At 72.2% G+C, this 16,646-nt stretch carries 12 protein-coding genes; 5 read left to right on the top strand and 7 right to left on the bottom strand.

Annotated features, from left to right (window positions below):
- The first annotated feature begins 210 nt into the window (after window positions 1-210).
- The 3 genes from ABZ562_RS26295 (at window position 211) to ABZ562_RS26285 (ending at window position 6,572) form a co-directional block, all read left to right on the top strand.
- Complete coding sequence (locus ABZ562_RS26295) at window positions 211-4,152, top strand: Pls/PosA family non-ribosomal peptide synthetase (RefSeq protein ID WP_361484164.1); 3,942 nt, start codon at window positions 211-213, stop codon at window positions 4,150-4,152.
- On the top strand, window positions 4,149-5,537 hold the full coding sequence (locus ABZ562_RS26290; protein ID WP_361484162.1) for a M1 family metallopeptidase: 1,389 nt from the start codon (window positions 4,149-4,151) through the stop codon (window positions 5,535-5,537). The genes ABZ562_RS26295 and ABZ562_RS26290 overlap by 4 nt, the downstream gene beginning before the upstream one ends.
- Window positions 5,538-5,660: 123 nt before the next feature.
- Window positions 5,661-6,572, top strand: a complete 912-nt coding sequence (locus ABZ562_RS26285; RefSeq protein WP_361484160.1) for an endonuclease/exonuclease/phosphatase family protein — start codon at window positions 5,661-5,663, stop codon at window positions 6,570-6,572.
- 49 nt (window positions 6,573-6,621) lie between these two features.
- Here the strand turns inward: ABZ562_RS26285 and ABZ562_RS26280 are convergent, their stop codons facing one another.
- The 6 genes from ABZ562_RS26280 to ABZ562_RS26255 all read right to left on the bottom strand — a co-directional run bounded on the left by ABZ562_RS26280 (window position 6,622) and on the right by ABZ562_RS26255 (window position 13,543).
- The gene (locus ABZ562_RS26280; RefSeq protein WP_361484158.1) at window positions 6,622-7,908 is read right to left on the bottom strand and encodes an alpha-L-fucosidase; all 1,287 of its coding nucleotides are present in this window, start codon (window positions 7,906-7,908) and stop codon (window positions 6,622-6,624) included.
- A 33-nt stretch (window positions 7,909-7,941) separates the two neighbouring features.
- Window positions 7,942-8,757, bottom strand: coding sequence for a carbohydrate ABC transporter permease (locus ABZ562_RS26275; RefSeq protein ID WP_361484156.1), 816 nt, complete (start codon window positions 8,755-8,757; stop codon window positions 7,942-7,944).
- Window positions 8,758-8,866: 109 nt separating this feature from the next.
- Window positions 8,867-9,931: a sugar ABC transporter permease gene (locus ABZ562_RS26270; protein ID WP_361484154.1), complete on the bottom strand. Its 1,065-nt coding sequence runs from the start codon at window positions 9,929-9,931 to the stop codon at window positions 8,867-8,869.
- A 5-nt stretch (window positions 9,932-9,936) separates the two neighbouring features.
- Window positions 9,937-11,154: a sugar ABC transporter substrate-binding protein gene (locus ABZ562_RS26265; protein WP_361484152.1), complete on the bottom strand. Its 1,218-nt coding sequence runs from the start codon at window positions 11,152-11,154 to the stop codon at window positions 9,937-9,939.
- Window positions 11,155-11,619: 465 nt separating this feature from the next.
- Window positions 11,620-12,282, bottom strand: a complete 663-nt coding sequence (locus tag ABZ562_RS26260) for a response regulator transcription factor (protein WP_361484150.1) — start codon at window positions 12,280-12,282, stop codon at window positions 11,620-11,622.
- A gap of 37 nt (window positions 12,283-12,319) precedes the next feature.
- Window positions 12,320-13,543, bottom strand: coding sequence for a sensor histidine kinase (locus ABZ562_RS26255; RefSeq protein WP_361484148.1), 1,224 nt, complete (start codon window positions 13,541-13,543; stop codon window positions 12,320-12,322).
- A gap of 203 nt (window positions 13,544-13,746) precedes the next feature.
- On the opposite strand from ABZ562_RS26255, the gene ABZ562_RS26250 reads away from it, so the two are divergent.
- Window positions 13,747-14,523 (top strand): class I SAM-dependent methyltransferase, encoded by a 777-nt coding sequence (locus ABZ562_RS26250; RefSeq protein ID WP_361484146.1) that lies wholly within the window; start codon window positions 13,747-13,749, stop codon window positions 14,521-14,523.
- Window positions 14,524-14,693: 170 nt separating this feature from the next.
- On the opposite strand, the gene ABZ562_RS26245 is transcribed toward ABZ562_RS26250, so the two are convergent.
- Window positions 14,694-15,800 (bottom strand): DUF3533 domain-containing protein, encoded by a 1,107-nt coding sequence (locus ABZ562_RS26245; RefSeq protein ID WP_361484144.1) that lies wholly within the window; start codon window positions 15,798-15,800, stop codon window positions 14,694-14,696.
- Window positions 15,801-15,881: 81 nt separating this feature from the next.
- On the opposite strand from ABZ562_RS26245, the gene ABZ562_RS26240 reads away from it, so the two are divergent.
- Window positions 15,882-16,646, top strand: a 765-nt coding sequence (locus tag ABZ562_RS26240) for a helix-turn-helix domain-containing protein (RefSeq protein ID WP_361484142.1), incomplete at its 3' end; no start/stop codon positions are given.

Genomic DNA, 16,646 nt, shown 5'->3' with positions numbered 1-16,646 from the left:
GGGCGGAACAAGCCCGTCCTGCCCTCGGTGGCCGCGGATTCGGGTCGGCCGCTGACGGGCCGCGCCGAGTGTTCGCCCTCGCGGCAGCCTTCGGCCGCGAGCGGGTGTTCGGGACCCGGCTCAGTGTGGAGCCGGTATGGCAGAGGCCGATGGTCCGGTGGTCCGGACGGTGTCGCCGAACTCTCGGTCCGCCGATGCCGGAGAGGCCGGATGACTGTAGTAGACGAGTCCCAGACGCTGATCGACCCGCTGCCCGCACCCGTCGCGGAGGCCGCGGTACCGCCCGCCCTGTTCCCCGGGCGCGGCGCCCACGCCGAGCGCACCCTCATGGACGTCCTCGGCGAGACCGCCCGCCGCCACCCGAACGCCCCCGCCGTCGACGACGGCAGGTCCGCGCTGAGCTACCGGGCGCTGCTCGCCGAGGTGGACCGGGTGCGGCGGCGGCTGGCCGGTGCGGGCGTCGGCGTCGGCGACCGGGTCGGCATCCGCGTCCCGTCGGGGACCGCCGACCTGTACGTCGGGATCCTCGCCGTGCTGGCCGCCGGCGCGGCCTATGTGCCGGTGGACGCCGAGGACCCGGACGAGCGGGCCCAGCTGGTCTTCTCCGAGGCCGGGGTGAGCGTGGTGCTGGGCGCCGGTCTTGAGATGACGGTGCGTGCCGAGCCGCACGGCGGCCCCGGCCGCCCGGGGCCCGGCGACGACGCGTGGATCATCTTCACCTCCGGATCGACCGGCAAGCCCAAGGGCGTCGCCGTCACCCATCGCAGCGCGGCGGCGTTCGTGGACGCCGAGGCCGGGCTGTTCCTGGCGGACGAGCCCATGGGCCCGGGGGACCGGGTGCTGGCCGGTCTGTCGGTGGCCTTCGACGCGTCCTGCGAGGAGATGTGGCTCGCGTGGCGCAGCGGCGCCTGTCTGGTGCCCGCGCCCCGGTCGCTGGTGCGCACCGGTGTCGACCTCGGGCCGTGGCTGGTCGAACAGGAGATCACGGTGGTCTCCACGGTCCCCACGCTGGCGGCCCTGTGGCCGGTGGAGGCGCTGGACGACGTACGGCTGCTGATCTTCGGCGGCGAGGCGTGCCCGCCGGAGCTGGCCGAGCGCATGGCGGTCGAGGGCCGTGAGGTGTGGAACACCTACGGTCCGACCGAGGCCACCGTCGTGGCGTGCGCCGCGCAGCTGACCGGCGAGGGCCCGGTGCGGATCGGGCTGCCGCTGGACGGCTGGGAGCTGGCGGTCGTGGACGCCCGGGGCGAGATCGTACCCAGGGGCGAGGTCGGTGAGCTGGTGATCGGCGGGATCGGTCTGGCCCGCTATCTGGACCCGGCGAAGGACGCCGAGAAGTACGCCCCGCTGCCGGCGCTGGGCTGGTCGCGGGCGTACCGCAGCGGCGACCTGGTGCGCGCCGAGGAGGAGGGGCTGCTGTTCGTCGGCCGGGCCGACGAACAGGTCAAGCTGGGCGGCCGCCGCATCGAGCTGGGCGAGGTGGACGCCGCGCTGCAGGCGCTGCCGGGCGTGGCGGGCGCCGCGGCCGCGGTGCGGACGACGAAGGCGGGCCACCAGCTGCTGGTGGGGTACGTGGTCCCCGAGGAAAGCGGCGGTTTCGACCAGGCGGAGGCGCCGGCCCGGCTGCGGGAGGTGCTGCCCGCCGCGCTGGTGCCGCTGCTCGCGGTGGTCGGCACGCTGCCCACCCGTACCTCCGGCAAGGTGGACCGGGCCGCGCTGCCCTGGCCGCTGCCGGGCGTCGGCGCGGCCGGAGCGGCGGACGCGCTGACCGGGACCGAGAGCTGGCTGGCCGCGCTGTGGGGCGAGGTGCTGGGCACCCCGGCGGGCGGGCCGGACGCCGACTTCTTCGCGGCGGGCGGCGGCAGCCTCGCCGCCGCCCAGCTCGTCTCGCGGATCCGGGACCGCTACCCCAGCGGCTCGGTCAGCGACATCTACCAGAACCCGCGGCTGGGCGCGCTCGCCCGGGCGCTGGAGACGATGCGCGGCGAGTCGACGGCCCCGCGCGCCGTGCGGCCCGTGCCCCGGCGCACCGGGGTCGCCCAGACGCTGCTGACGCTGCCGCTGCTGACGGTCGCCGGGCTGCGCTGGGGCGTGGCCGCGGCCGCCGTCCTCAACGTGCTGCACCTGCTCGGTTCCGCGCCCTGGGCGCCCACCCTCTCCTGGTGGTGGGTCCTGGTCGGCTGGCTGCTGTGCGTATCGCCGCCGGGCCGGATCGCCATCGCCGCGGGCGGCGCCCGGCTGCTGCTGCGGGGGCTGAAGCCGGGCACGTACCCGCGCGGCGGCGGCGTCCATCTGCGGCTGTGGACGGCCGAGCGGCTGGCCGAACTGAGCGGTGCCACCGGTCTGTCGGGCAGCTGGCTCACCCACTACGCCAGGGCGCTGGGCGTGCGGATCGGCCCGGACGTCGATCTGCACGCGCTGCCGCCGGTGACCGGGATGCTCAAGCTCGGCAAGGGCAGCGCGGTCGAACCCGAGGTCGATCTGTCCGGCCACTGGCTGGACGGCGACTCCTTGCGGATCGGCCGCATCCGGATCGGCGCGGGCGCCACGGTCGGCGCGCGCAGCACCCTCTTCCCCGGCGCCCGGATCGGCAAGCGCGCCGAGATCGCCCCGGGGTCCGGGGTGACCGGCGCGGTCCCCGCGGGGCGCCGCTGGGCGGGCGTACCGGCCGCCAAGTCCGGCAAGGCGGCACAGCACCGGCCGGAGGACCGGCCGCCGCGCACCCGCCGCTGGGCCGTGGTGTACGGGGTGACCTCGCTGGGGCTGACCCTGCTGCCCGCGCTGGCGCTGCTGCCCGCGCTCGCCGTCCTCGCGCTGTTCGTCCGGGGCACCCGGGGCGCGGGCCCGGCGCTGCTCCACGCGCTGGCCGCCGTGCCGCTCGCGACCGTGGCCGGGATGGTCTGCTACGCGCTGCTCGTCCTGGCCGGGGTGCGCGCGCTCGGCATCGGCCTGCGCGCGGGTCACCACCCCGTGCACGGGCGGATCGCCTGGCAGGCGTGGGCCACCGAGCGGCTGATGGACATGGCGCGGGTGCATCTGTTCCCGCTGTACGCGAGCCTGTTCACCCCGGTGTGGCTGCGGGCGCTCGGGATGCGGGTCGGCCGCGGGGTCGAGGCGTCCACCGTGCTGGCGCTGCCGTCGATGACGACGGTCGGCGACGGCGCGTTCCTCGCCGACGACACCATGGTCGCCTCCTACGAACTGGGCGGCGGGCGGCTGCGGATCGCCGAGTCGCGGGTCGGCAAGATGGCGTTCCTCGGCAACTCCGGCATGGCCGCGGGCGGCAGCTCGGTTCCCAAGCGCGGTCTGGTCGGTGTGCTGTCCGCCGCGCCCAAGGGCGCCAAGGCGGGCAGCTCGTGGCTCGGGATGCCGCCGATGAGGCTGCCGCGGGCGGCCGAGGAGGGCGACCAGAGCCGCACCTACCGTCCGGCGCGGCGGCTGAAGTGGGCGCGCGGCGCCGTGGAGCTGTGCCGGATCGTGCCCGTCATGGGCGGCGCGGCGCTCGCGGTGCTGGTGCTGGCCGCCTTCGCGGCGGTCGCCGGCCGCTGGGGCTTCCCGGCCGCCCTGGCGGGCGGCGGGGTGCTGCTGTTCGCGGGCGGCCTGGTCGCGTGCGTCGTGGCGGTGCTGGCCAAGTGGCTGCTGGTGGGCCGGTTCCGGGCCACCGAGCGCCCGCTGTGGAGCTCGTTCGTGTGGCGCACCGAGCTGGCGGACACCTTCGTGGAGGTGCTGGCCGTGCCGTGGCTGGCCGGGGCCGTGTCGGGGACGCCGCTGATGAATTGGTGGCTGCGGGGGCTCGGCGCGCGCATCGGGCGCGGTGCCTGGTGTGAGACGTACTGGCTGCCGGAGGCCGATCTGGTACGGATCGGCGCCGGGGCGAGCGTGAACCGGGGGTGCGTGGTGCAGACCCATCTGTTCCACGACCGGATCATGCGCATGGACGCGGTGGTGCTGGAGGAGGGAGCGACCCTGGGCCCGCACGGCATCGTGCTGCCGGGCGCCACGGTCGGGGAATGTGCCACGGTGGGTCCGGCGTCGCTGGTGATGCGCGGCGAGACGCTGCCCGCGGGCACCCGGTGGCTCGGCAACCCGATCGCGGCGTGGCAGCCGGACAAGGAGCGGGACGTGCGGAAGACGGAGGGCACGGCGAAGTGAGCAGGGGCAAGGGCGGCCGGGAGCGGGGCGCGCCCGGCGGCGTGACGGGGGCGGACCGGTCCTGGGACTCGTATCTGCCCGGGCACGGCAACGGCGGCTATCGGGTGACCCATTACGACCTGGAGCTGACCTGCCGTCCGAGCACCGGCCGGGTCTCGGGCCGGGCCCGGATCTCGGCGGTCGCCGAGCCGGGCGCGGCGGGCGAGCCGCTGTCCGGGTTCAGCCTGGACCTCGGCGCGTTCCGGGTCGACGGGGTGCTGGTCGACGGGGTCCGCGCGGCCCGCTACACCCACCGGGCGGACAAGCTGCGCGTCCGCACGGCGCGCCCGCTGCCCGCGGGGGCGCCGTTCACGGTCGAGGTGCGGTACGTCGGGGTGCCGCGGCCGGTGAAGACCCGGCACTGGGGCGACCTGGGCTGGGAGCAGCTGGAGGACGGTGCGCTGGTGGCGGGCCAGCCGATCGGCGCGCCGTCCTGGTTCCCGTGCGACGACCATCCGGCGGCCAAGGCGTCGTACCGGACCGCGGTGACCGCGCCGTCGCCGTACACGGTGGTCGCGGCGGGCACCCTGGAGTCGGTTGCGTCCGGCGGCTCCACCACGACCTGGGTGTACGAGCATCCGGCGCCGATGTCCAGCTATCTCGCCACCGTCCAGATCGGCCTGTACGACCGGGTCGAGCTGACCGATACGGCGGTGAGCGCCGTGCCCCAGCGGGCGGCCGTACCGCCGCGGCTGCGCGACCGCTTCGACCACGACTTCGCCCGCCAGCCCCGGATGATGGCCGCCTTCGAGGAGCTGTTCGGCCCGTATCCGTTCGACGCGTACGCGGTGGTGGTGACGGACGACGAGCTGGAGGTGCCGGTCGAGGCGCAGACGCTCTCCGTCTTCGGCGCCAACCACGTCGACGGGCGGCGCGGCTGTGAGCGGCTGGTCGCCCATGAGCTGGCCCACCAGTGGTTCGGCAACAGCCTGGGCGTCGCCGACTGGCGCCACATCTGGCTGAACGAGGGCTTCGCCAAGTACGCCGAGTGGCTGTGGTCGGAGGTCTCCGGGGGCGCCCCGGCCGCCGTCCACGCCGCCCGCGCCCACGCCGCGATGGCGGAGCAGCCGCAGGATCTGCTGGTCGCGGACCCGGGCATGCCGCGGATGTTCGACGACCGGGTCTACCAGCGGGGCGCCCTGACGCTGCACGCGCTGCGCACGGCTCTCGGGGACGACGCCTTCTTCGCGGTGCTGCGGGAGTGGACGGCCACCCACCGCCACGCCACCGTCACCACCGAGGAGTTCACCGCGCTGGCGGGGCGCCATGCGGCGCGGCCGGTGGACGAGCTGTTCACCGCGTGGCTCCACTCCCCCCGGCTGCCGGAACTCCCCCTCCCCCGCTGAGCGTTCGGCGCGCGGCCGTATCCCTCCTGGACTCCGTACGTTTCAACTCATGGCTCCCGCAGGCCACTTCATTCCCCCCGGACGGCCTGATACTGGTCTCAACGCCGGACCCTTGGAGGAGCCATGCCCGCACCTCTGTTCAGCCGTCGCCACGGGATGCGCGCCGCGGCCGCCGCGGCCCTCGCCCTGCCGCTCAGCCTCCAGCCCGAGGCCCGGGCCGATACCACCGGGGCCGGCTCGGCCTTCCCCGTCAGCGGCTCACAACTGCACACCATGACCTTCAACCTGCGCTACGCCAGTGACACCGCGCCCAACTCCTGGGCGCAGCGCCGCCCGGTCATGCGGGAGCTGCTGCGCCGCGCCGAACCCCATCTGCTGGGCACCCAGGAGGGGCTGTACGGACAGCTGCGCGACATCGCCGCCGACCTCGGCCCGCACTACGACTGGCTGGGGACGGGACGGGCGGGTGGCAGCCGCGACGAGTTCATGGCCGTCTTCTACGACACCAGACGGCTGGAGCCGCTGGAGTACGACCACTTCTGGCTGTCCGACACCCCGTATGTGATCGGCTCCAACACCTGGGGCGGCGCGGTGGTGCGCATGGTCACCTGGGTGCGCTTCCACGACCGGTCCACCGACCGGCGGTTCTACGTCCTCAACACCCATCTCGACCACATCAGCCAGTACGCCCGGGAGCGCGCCGCCGGGCTGATCAACGCCCGGCTCGCCGGTCTTGACCCCGCCCTCCCCCGCATCGTCACCGGGGACTTCAACGTGGCCGCCCACGGCAACGCCGTCTACGACACCCTGCTGCGGGGCGGCTCCCTGACCGACGCGTGGGACGCCGCCGACCGGCGCGGCAAGCTGTACGGGACCTTCCACGGCTACAAGCCGCTGGTCCCCGACGGCGACCGGATCGACTGGATCCTCACCTCACCGGGCGTACGGACGCGCTACGCCGCGATCGACACCTACTCCAGGGACGGCCAGTTCCCCAGCGACCACCTGCCGGTGCACGCCGTGCTGGAGCTGTGAGCCGGCACGCCCCCGCCGCTCACCGGGCGGCGGGGGCGTGCTGCCCGCGTCAGGCCTCCTCGCGGAGGAAGAGTTCCACGACCGGCACCGCGACATCGGGCCGGACCACCGGCAGCGACAGGGTCAGGGTCCCCGGGGGCTGGCCGCCGAGCGTGGTGTTCTGGGCCGTGGCCGACGGATCGATCTCGCGGTAGTGGATCTCGGACGCGTCGTGCAGGAACTGCGCGTACTCGACCTTGCCTCCCAGGCCCGCGAGGTGCACATGGGTGAAGGGCCAGGCGAAGAGGTGGAGGTAGAGGCGGTTGCCGCGCTGGGTGTAGCGGGTGTCGACGGGGGCCTCGTACCGGGCCGGGCCCGCGCCGCGGATCGAACGCTCGTGGTGGGACATCCACCTCCCGATGCCCTCCAGGGTGGCCACGGCCGTCGGGTCCAGGTCGCCGCGCCCGGTGGGCCCGACGTTCAGCAACATGTTGCCGTTCTTCGAAACGCCGTCGATGAGCATCCTGATCAGGAGTTCGACGCTCTTGACGTTGAGGTTGTCGCGGTCGTAGCCCCAGCTGCCGTTGAGGGTCTGGCACGCCTCCCACACCACCGGCTCGCCGTCGACCTCCATGGCCTTGTCGGGCTGGTACTGCTCCGGTGTGACGAGGTCACCGGGGATTTCCAGCCGGTCGTTCACGATGATCCCGGGCTGGAGGCGGCGAGTGAGCGCGAGCAGTTCCTCCGAGCCCCACTCCTCGGCGCCCTTGGCGTTGAAGACCTCGCTGTGCCTGCCCCGCTTGTACGAGAAGTCGTAGAACAGGTAGTCGACGCGGCCGTAGTTCGTCAGCAGCTCCTCCACCTGGCCGTGCAGGTACGCGCGGTACCGGGCCATGTCTCGGCCCTCGTTGAGCCGCTCGATCTCCTCCGGCGGGTCGTCGCGGCGCGGGTGGAGGCCGTCGACGACGAAGTCGGGGTGGTGCCAGTCGATGAGCGAGTGGTAGAAGCCCACGCGCAGCCCCTCGGCGCGCACGGCCTCGACGAACTCGGCGACGAGGTCCTTGCCGATGGGGGTGTTCATCGAGGTGTAGTCGGTCAGCTTGGAGTCCCACAGGCAGAAGCCGTCGTGGTGCTTGGTGGTGAGCACCACGTACTTCATTCCGGCCTGCTTGGCGGCGCGGGCCCAGGCGCGAGGGTCGTACAGGTCCGGTTCGAAGTGGCGGAAGTACCGGTCGTAGTCCTCGTCCGTGATCCGCTCCCGGTTCTTCACCCACTCGTGGCGGGCCGGGAGGGCGTAGAGGCCCCAGTGGACGAACATGCCGAAGCGGTCCTCGGTGAACCAGGCGGGGATGGCCATGGATGCGGATTCCTTTCGGATGAGGCTCAAGGGTCAGCGGCCGCCGAGGCCGCTGGTGACGATGCCGCGGACGAGGTGCTTCTGGAGCAGGATGAGGATGATCACGGTGGGCAGCATCGAGATGACCGACGCCGCCATCACGAGGCCCCACTCGCTGCCCTGCTGGCCGAAGAACGCCTGCAGACCGAGCGGGATGGTGGCGTGCGCGTTGACGTCGTTGACGATGACCAGCGGCCACAGGAACGAGTTCCAGTAGCTGATGAAGGTGAAGACCGCGAGCACCGCGAGGGTGGGCCGGGCCAGCGGGACCATCACCTCGAAGAAGGTGCGGACGGTGCCCGCGCCGTCGACGCGGGCGGCGTCGTCGAGTTCCTGCGGCACGGTCAGGAAGAACTGGCGCAGGAGGAACGCGCCGAGGGCGGTGAACGCCCACGGGATGATGAGCGCCTGGAAGGTGTCCACCCAGCCCAGGTTCTGCATCATCACGTACATCGGGATGACGAGCACGTCCTGCGGGATCATCAGCGTCGCCAGGAACAGCATGAACACCAGGTTCCTGCCGCGCCACCGCAGCCGTGAGAAGGCGTAGCCGCTGAAGGCGGCGACCGAGACGTTGATGGCCGTTCCGACGGCGGCGACGACGAAGCCGTTCAGGATGAAGCGGCCGAACGGCTGGTAGCTGAAGACGTCGGTGTAGTTCTGCCAGCGGAGTTCCGAGCCCCAGAGCGTGGGCGGGGTCGTGAACACGTCCGAGTCGGGCTTGAGGCTCGTCGTGACCATGTAGATCAGCGGCGCCAGGAAGATCAGCGCGATGAGGCACAGGATCGCGTATCCGATGGCGTACCGCACCCGCGGGACGAACCCCGTGGTCCGGGCGGACTGTACGCGCCTGCCCGCGCTGTGGCGTCCCCCATGACCTCCGATGACCCGTTGGGCCGGCCGGACCACCCGCGTACCGCTACTCATAGTGCACCCAACGCTTCTGGCCGAGGAATTGGACCGCCGTGATGCCGAGAATGATGACGAAAAGCACCCACGCGCCCGCCGAGGCGAGCCCGAGTTGCTGACTCTGGAAGCCGGTGTTGTAGATGTACTGGACGAGGGTTTCGGTGGCCGTTCCGGGACCGCCCTTGGTCAGCAGGAAGGGCTGCACGAACACCTGGAACGACGTGATGAGCGTCATCATCGTGGCGAAGAAGATGGACGGTGAGATCGCCGGGAATTTGACGAACCAGAAGGTGCGCCACGCGTTCGCCCCGTCGAGTTGCGCCGCTTCGAGCTGGTTCTCCGGCACCGCGTCGAGCGCCGAGGAGAAAATGAGCATATTGTAGCCGAATCCCGCCCATACGCTCATCGTGACGACCGCGATCATCGCCCACTGGTCGTCCGCGAGGAAATTGGGGGCGTTCACCCCGATCGTCGATTTGAGCGTCGCGTCGATGAATCCGTCGGGCTGGTACAGCATCCGCCAGACGACGGCGTTCGCCACGAGCGGGGTGATCGTCGGGATGAAGAACACCACCCGGAAGACATGGCGGTGCCGGATGCGCGGGGTCAGCCAGGCCGCGAGCCCGAGCGAGACCACGAGATTCAGCGGTACGTACAGCACGACGTACACCGCCGTGTTGCGCACCACGACCCAGAAGATCGGGTCCGAGAACAGTTTGCTGTAATTCGCGAATCCGCTCCATGAACGCTCGCCGATCATCGGCCAGTTCATGAAGCTCACGATGAGGGACGCGAGGATGGGGACCACCGTGAACAGCGCCAGCCCCACCGAATGCGGAGTGGCGAACGCCGCTCCCCACCAGGACCGCCTGCCGATCTCCCGTCCCTTCCCCTCCCGTTCCCCGCCCGCCTCGGCCGGGCCGCCCGCGCCTGCCACCGGTACCGTCGCGACTGCCGCCTCGGCCAGGGTGGACGTGCGCGCGACGGACCGCCGGGGCACCGATTTCCGCATTCCGTGACCTTTCTCGTCCCCGCCGTCGGCGGGCGCCCTCACCGGCGCCCGCCGCTGCGTCACATGCCTCACTGTCCGAGCTGGCTCGCGATGGACTTCATCGTCTGCGCGCCCGACTGCTGGCCGTTGACGGCCTGGATTCCGTACTGCGCGAACAACTGGCCGAGCTGATCGCCCTGCTTGGTGCTCGGCAGCGGGGTCGAGGCCTTCTGCGCCGTCTTCAGGACGCTTTCGACGCCGTCGATGTGCGCGTTGTCGTACCAGGCCTGCTGCGCCGCGGTGCGCCCGGGGAACGCCCGACCCTGTTCGGCCAGCGACTGGAGCACCTTCTGGCTCGTCATCGTCTTGACGGCCTTGAAGGCCTCGTCGGGGTACTTGCACTGCTTCGAGACGCCGAAGCCGGACCCCGCCGAGAAGGTCGACGGCCCGCTGGAGGTGCCGACCGGTATGGTCGTCACGCCGATGGGGAACGTCACTTTCCCCTTCTGGCTGAGCAGCGACCACGGCCCGTCGGTGTACATACCGACCTTCTTGGAGACGAAGTCGTTGGACGCGGCCGAGGTGTCCGAGCTGGCCTGGGTGGCGACGCCGTCCTTCACGAGCGAGGCGAGCCAGTCGAGGCCCTTCGCGAACTTCGCGTTCGACGTGTCGAGCGTGCCGCCGTCCTTGACGACCCGGCCGCCGTTGTAACCGAGGATCATCGATTCGAGGTTCATGTCCGCGATCGTCGAGGCGAACATCTTCTTGCCCGCCGCCTTGAACTTCGCCGCGGCCGCCTTGAAGTCGGCCAGGGTCCAGCCCGGCTTCGGCTGCTTGGCCCCCACCTGCTTGAACAGGTCCTTGTTGTAGAAGAGGAGCATGGGCCCGGTGTCGTACGGCAGGGCGTACAGCTTTCCGTCGACCTTCATGCCGTTGAGGGCGGTGCTGTCGAATTCCGACAGATTGACGCCGTCCTTCTTCGCGTAGGAGTCGAGCGGCAGCATGACATCCGTGTAGTTCGCGGCGCGGATGCTCTGGATGCTGACGATGCACGGCGCGCTTCCGGCGCTGAGCTGTGTGCGCAGCTTGGTGAAGTAATCCTCGAACGGCGCGCCCTGAATGCTGACCTTCGCGCCGCCGTCCTTCTTGACCGCGTCCGCGACCTTCTGCCAGGCCGCCTTGTCCGCCGAACCGGCGATCCACATCGACCAGGTGAGCTTGTCCTTCGACTGGCCCGATGTGCCGCCGCCGGAGGAGCATCCCGACAAAGTGAGACCCAGTGCGGCAGCCGCCGCGGTGGCACTCACGAGGAGTCGTCTTGTCATAGCAGTGTCCAGTTCAATGTTCGTGCTCACATGGACGTACTCCGGCAGCACGGAATGCGCGTGCGGATGCTGGAGAGAAGCCGCCGGTCACGGCGGTAGGAGTGGGGCGTGGCGTGATGGGGGATATTCAGCAGCCGGATAAGACGGGGGCGGAGTATCCGGCGACCGTCTCATCGTGCGCTCGCGGCGTGCAGAAACAGAAGTCCCTGACCGTCACTGTTGTGATCCGACCCACTGTGACTCCTTCGGCCGGTCCCTCTTACCAGGACGCATCGGCATCAGAACATCCGATGTATTGGGGTGTCAAGGCGTCGTACGGCCCTATTTCCCCGGCATTCGCCCGCTCGGCGAGGAGTCAGAGTTTGGATGTCTCCTGGGAGGTCTCCCGACCCCGGCGAAGGTCGCCGGGTGGGAGGCAGAACATCCGATGTGTTCCCGGCGGGATGGTCAGCCCAGCAGCCGCCGCTCGGTGGCGACGGCGACCGCGCCGGCCCTGGTGTCCACGCCCAGCTTGCCGTAGATCCGCCCCAGGTGGGTCTTCACCGTGGCCTCGCTGATGAACAGCGCACGGGCGATCTCCCGGTTCCCCAGCCCCCGGGCGAGCTGCTGGAGGATGTCCCGCTCACGCTCGGAGAGGGCGGGGCGAGGCGTGCGAAGCTGCGCCATCAGCCGGTCGGCGACGGGCGCCGACAGCGCGGTGCGCCCGGCCGCCGCGTTCCGTATCGCCGCGAACAGCTCCTCCGGCCGCTCGGCCTTGAGCAGATAGCCGGTGGCGCCCGCCTCGATGGCCCGGGCGATGTCCGCGTCGGTGTCGAACATGGTGAGCACCAGCACCCGCGGGGCCGCTTCCTCCGGCACCGCCCCGGCGCCGGAGGCCAGTCGGCGGGTGGCCTCCACGCCGTCCATGCCGTCCCCGAGCTGCAGATCCATGAGCACCACATCGGGTCGCACGCGCGCGGCCATGGCCAGCGCCTCCTCGCCGCTGCCCGCCTCTCCGACCACCTCGATGCCCGCGGTGCTGGACAGCAGCGCGAGCAGCCCGGCGCGCACCACGGCGTGGTCGTCGCACAGCAGCAGCCGGATGGGCGGGGTGGCGTCGGTCGGGGTCATGGTGGGGCGGTCCTCCGTGGGCGAGTGGCTGTGGTGATCAGGGGGCGGGGGTGGCGAGGGGGACGGCCGCCGATACGACGGTGCCCTCGCCCCGGGCGGATTCGACGGTGAGCGTGCCCCCGAGCTGGCGTGCCCGCACCCGCATGGCGGGCAGCCCGTGGCCCCGCTCCCGGTCACCGTCCGAGGGCCGGGGGCGCTCGGGGTCGAAGCCGCGGCCGTTGTCGGCGATGTCCAGGGAGATCTGGTCGTCCAGCCAGGTCAGGGTCAGCGCGGCGCGGGTCGCCCAGGCGTGTTCCCGCACATTCGCCAGGGCACCCTGAGCGATGCGCAGCAGCGCGGCCTCGACCCGCTCCGGCACCGGGCCCGGCACCCCGTCGAGCCGGAAGCCGACGGTCAGCCCCTCGCCGCACTCCCGGTCGGCGAGCGCGCGCAGCGCCTCGGCGAGGGTGCGGTCGGCGAGGTCGGCGGGGGCCAGGTCGTGGACGAACCGGCGGGCCTCGGCGAGGCTGCGGGACGCGATCTCGGCCGCGTCCCGCATATGGCGGCGGGCCGCGCCGGGGTCCGTCCCCCAGGTGCGGTCGGCGGCCTGGAGCAGCATCCGCTGGCTGGACAGGCCCTGCGCGAGGGTGTCGTGGATCTCGCTCGCCAGCCGCTGCCGCTCCGCGAGGATGCCCGCCCGCCGCTCGGTGGCGGCCAGATCGCGCCGGGTGCGGACCAGGTCGTCGATCAGGAGGCGCTGCCGGGCCGCCTGGCGCTGCAGATGGACCAGGACGGCGGTGGCCACGGCGCTGATGGCCAGCGGGGCGATCACCACGTTCGGGTTGAGCCCTTCGTGGGACAGCCGCAGCTCGGTGGCGACGACCAGCACGGTGAGCACGGCCGCCAGCGGCACCGCCGTGCGCACCGGCAGCGTCTGCAGTCCGGTGAACAGCAGCGGCATGGCACACCAGGTGGCGCTCGGGGCGAGCGCGAGCAGACCGGCCCAGACCGCCGAAACCGCCCCCAGCCAGGCCAGATGCCGTGTGCTCGGCCGGGCACCGGGGCGTGGCGCGGGGGCCAGGAGCCGCCCGAGCACGTACAGCAGCCCGAAGGCGGTGAACAGGGCGACTGCGTATCCGGTGTGCGCCTGGTCGTGGTCGCGGGTCAGGAAGCGGATCAGTGAGGAGCCGAGCAGTATGAGGAACGCCCCGTCCATGACCCACCGGAGCCACCGGGCGTCCGGATCGTCCCACTCGGCTTCCGTCACGGGAGCCTTCCCCATCACCGCACCTTCCGTCGCACGTCCCCGCAGCCAGTCCTATTACGGGGTGCCGCGCTCCGCATCATCCGATCGGCTGACCCCGGCATCACCCGAACCGCCTCCGGGAGGTGGCCGGTCCGCCGACGCCGGCGGCCGTCACCCGCACGGATGCTTCAGTCCAGGGGCCGCGGCACACGCCCCGCACACCAGGGAAAGGATCTTCCATGCCCGCCAAGAACGTCACCGTCAACCGCGCCCGGCTCGGCCACCGCGTCTCGTACGCGCTCCGCCACCCCGAGCGCGTACCGCGCCACCTGGTGCGGGCCACCCGGGACGCCTGGCTGCGCTACCGCTGGCCGGACCACGTCTCGTACTACCGCGCCGTGATGCGTTCCGACACCCGGGCCGACCCGGACGCGGCGGTCGGCAGCCGTAACCGGGAGCGGTGGCTGGCGCTGGGCGCGATGCAGTTCGACTATTTGCTGAAGCACGGGCTGCGCCCCGAGCACCGCATGCTGGAGATCGGCTGCGGCAATCTGCGCGCCGGGTGGCGCTTCATCCGCCACCTCGACCCCGGCCACTACTACGGCGTCGACATCTCCCCCGACATCCTGGTCGCCGCGCAGGACACCCTGGTCCACACCGAGCTGCAGGACCGCCTCCCCACCCTCACCCCGGTCCGCGACCTCACCCTGCGCTTCCTGCCCGAGGCGCACTTCGACGTCGTCCACGCCCACAGCGTGTTCTCCCACTCCCCGCTGCCGGTCATCGACGAGTGCCTGGCCAACGTGGGCCGGGTCCTGGCGCCGGGCGGCTGGTTCGACTTCACCTTCGACCGCACCGAGGGCGAGGAGCACCAGGTCCTGCGGGAGGACTTCTACTACCGCACCGAAACCCTGATCGACCTCGCCAGGAAGCACGGCCTCGCGGCCCGCTTCATGGAGGACTGGGAGGAGCTGCCCCACGGCCAGTCCAAGATCCGGGTCACCCACGGCGGCTGAGCCCGTGGGCACCACCCGGTCGTGGGCCGGCCGGAGGGTGCCGATGACACGCGGAAGTCCGGCGAGCCCGAAGGCGGCCGAGATGTGCACGGCCGCTCCCCTGCGCCGCCGGGGTCGGCGCACGCAGCCGCCCGGCGTGCAAGCCCGCCCCGGCGCGCAGACCCGGCGGCTCAGCCGGACGCGGCTCCGGCCGCGCGCCGGCGGCGGATCAGGGCGACGCCGAGGACGCTGACCAGCGCGCCGCCGAGGGCGTAGGCGGTCAGCACCGCCAGGTTGGCGGTGATGCCGTGGCCGGCGAAGTACATCACGTGGCGTACGGCATGAGTCGCGGCGCCGTTGGGGAGGGCGGGGCTCAGCGCCCGCCAGAACGGGGGCAGCAGCTCAGGGCCGTAGGCGCCACCGGCGCTGGGGTTGCCGAGGACCACGAACAGCAGCACCGTGACGCCGATTCCCAGAACGCCGAACAGCACCTGGAAGGCGATCGTCATGGCGGCGGCGCCGAAGACGACCAGGGCTCCGATCGCCGACAGGGCGAGGAAGTGGCCGCTCAGCGCGCCGAGCAGCGGGCCCACGATCGCGGCGCCGCCCAGGCCGGACAGCACCGCGTACGGGACGGCCGCCAGCAGTCGCCGCCCGGCGCCGCGCGCGGTGGCCGGGCGGGCGCCGAGGGACACCCCCAGCAGCGCGGCGAACAGATAACCGCCCACCGTCCAGCCCACCACCAGGTAGAAGCTGCTCAAGCCCCGCGCGTCACCCGCCTGCGCCGGAACGGCGTCGACGACGGACGCGGTACGGGATCGGGTCTTCTCGGCCTTCTCGATCACCGTTTCCAGCGCGGTCGCCGTGGAGGCGCCACCGGCGCCGGTGACCAGCAGGGTGTCGGTGCGGGAGCCGGGCTTCACGATCAGCGCACCGCTGGTCTCCCCCGTGCGCAGCCGCTCGCGGGCCGTGGCCTCATCGGTGGCGGTGGCCTTCAGCGGGTGGCCGGGTATCCCGTTGAGCTTCTCCACCACGCCCGGGGCCATCCGCTCCGGAGCCGCGACCGCGATCGGGATGCGGTGCGGCTGGGGGTGGTGGAACGCTCCCACGTACGACAGGACGAATCCCAGCTGCAGCAGCAGCGCTCCGACGAGCATCGCCGCGATGCGCGGCGGGACCGCGCCGCGCAGCCGGGCCCACGCTCCCCGGGGCGCCGCGCCCTTGTCCTCCGCCTGGTCCGCGCCCGGCTCCGCGCCGCGCGCCGGGGCGTCCGCCTGGTCCGTATCCACCTGACTCACTGATCCGCTCTTCCTCACTCACCGACGGGTTCGATACATCACTGTATCGGATACGCGAGTGTATCGAACTAGGATGGGCGCATGACGGAAGCCAGTAACAGCGCACTCGACCGCCGGGCGCTGCGCAGCGGGCGACGGGCGGACGGCACCCCGACGCGCGTCACCCGGCGGCGGGCGGAGACCCGGGAACGGCTGCTGGCCGCGGCGCTCACGGTCTTCGCGGAGCGCGGCTACGGCCGCGTGGGAATCGAGGAGATCTGCGAGGCCGCCGGGTACACGCGCGGCGCCTTCTACTCCAATTTCGACAGCCTCGACGAGCTGTTCTTCGCTCTCTACGAGCGGCAGGCCGCGCTGCAGACGGCCCAAGTGCGGGACGCGCTGGACGGCGCCACCCCCGATGAGGGGCTGCCCGCCCTGCTGGACCGGGTGGTGGGCGCGCTGCTCATCGACCGCACCTGGGTCCTGGTGCGCACCGACTTCATGCTGTACGCGGCGCGCGACCCGGACACCGCGGCGGCGCTGCTCCGGCACCGTGAGGCGTTGCGCGAAACGCTCCAGCCGATCGTGACCGCGTTCGTCGACCCCGACACCATGCCGCCGGGGCTGCGCGACCCGGAGTCGCTGACGGCGGCGGTCCTCACCATCCACGACGCGGCGGCGGGCCGGCTGCTGCTCGACCCGGATCTCGGCGCCCTGCGGACCTGGCTGCGCGACATGCTCACCGCGCTCCTCACCCCTCGGCGCCCGAGGATTCCGCGCACCCGGATCCCGCCGGTGGTTCTGGCGGCGAGGACGTGCCGCACCACCTCTTCAGCGGTGCCTTCGACGCGCCGGTGCCGAGCGGGG

This window comes from Streptomyces sp. NPDC019937, assembly GCF_040631655.1.
GTDB lineage: Bacteria > Actinomycetota > Actinomycetes > Streptomycetales > Streptomycetaceae > Streptomyces.
This window is presented reverse-complemented; position numbering and strand designations above follow the sequence as displayed.